Origin of the sequence: Paracoccus halophilus (genome assembly GCF_000763905.1) — a bacterium.
GTDB lineage: Bacteria > Pseudomonadota > Alphaproteobacteria > Rhodobacterales > Rhodobacteraceae > Paracoccus > Paracoccus halophilus.
The window spans coordinates 1-1,443 of the sequence record NZ_JRKN01000087.1; the positions used below are offsets into that span (position 1 = coordinate 1).

1 pseudogene is annotated in these 1,443 nt (G+C 62.4%); it reads right to left on the reverse strand.

Annotation, left to right across the window (positions count from 1 at the left end):
• Window positions 1–66 precede the first annotated feature (66 nt).
• Window positions 67–1,309: pseudogene (locus tag IT41_RS19185) on the reverse strand (IS256 family transposase).
• Window positions 1,310–1,443 lie beyond the last annotated feature (134 nt).

Genomic DNA, 1,443 nt, shown 5'->3' on the forward strand with positions numbered 1-1,443 from the left:
GCCTCCGACATCAGAGGGTCACGTCCGTCAATTTGGTGTAACTTCCGGGATGGCCTGAGGTCATGATCAGGCTGCTTTCGTAGTGATGCTGAGAATGGGGTCGATCTCCTCCTTGTCGATCTGGGCGAAGGCCTCGACCATCATGTAGCGGCTGGCCGTTTGCCATTCGTCGTTCTGCTCGAAGAGCACGGCGCCGATCAGCCGCATGATCGAGGCCTCGTTTGGGAAGATGCCGACGACATCAGCCCTGCGTTTCACCTTCTTGTTAAGGCGTTCAAGTGGGTTGGTGCTGTGCAACTTGGTGCGGTGCTGCCGAGGAAAGGTCATGTAGGCCAGAACGTCGTCCTGGCTCTCGTTCATCAGGTCCGCGAGCTTGGGCCAGCGGGGTCGGACTTGCTCAGCAACCTTGCGCCAGATTTCTCCGGCATGGATGCGGTCCGGCTGATCGAAGGCCTGCCGGATTGCGGCCGCCGCGACTGTGTGCTGGCCTTTGGAGACATGCGCCAGGGCATTGCGCATCCAGTGAACCCTGCATCTTTGCCAGGTCGCCTCGAATACACGTGCGATGGCGGCCTTGAGGCCGGTATGCGCATCGCTGATCACCAGTCTGACGCCGTCGAGCCCACGCGTGCGCAGAGAACGCAGGAAGTCAGTCCAGAAGGTCTCCGCCTCCGAGGGGCCGATGCCAAGGCCGATGATCTCACGGCGGCCTTCCGTATTGGCGGCCACGGCGATTATGGCCGCCACCGAGACGATCCGCCCGCCCTGGCGCTGCTTGAGATAGGTGGCGTCCAGCCAAACATAGGGCCATTCCCCGGTGAGCGGGCGGTTCAGGAACTCGCCGACCCGCTCGTCAATATCCTTGCACAGCTTGGACACCGTGCTCTTGGAGATGCCGCTCAGCCCCATGGCCTGCACGAGATCATCGACCCGACGTGTCGAGACGCCGCCGATCCCGTTCGCCAGCGGTCTCGAACCGGTGGCGCCTCGCTGGCTCACCCTGGATCACCGCCACCAAGGCCTGTTCCGAGGTCTTGCGGGCTTCGAGGAAGCCGGGGAAGTAGCTGCCCTGCCGCAGCTTCGGCACCCGCAGGTTCAACGTGCCCAAACGGGTATCGAGGGCGCGCTCTCGATACCCGTTGCGCCAGGTCGTGCGTTCGCCGCTGCGCTCGTGCCGCCCGGCGCCGATCAGGCCATCGACATCGGCCTCCATGATCAGCTGAAGGACGGCCTCGGCGATGCTGCGCAGTAAATCACCCTGATCGTGCTTTGCCAAAAGCTCAGACAGGTCCATGGTGGTCTTGGTCATCGGGGGCTCCGTATGGTTCGTGGTTGAAGCGTCGAAACTCTACATCGATCATACACCTCGATGGCCACCCGAGATTAAGCCGAACGTGCCGGTGAAATTACACCACGTCGGCGGACACTACCAACCGGCGCGGT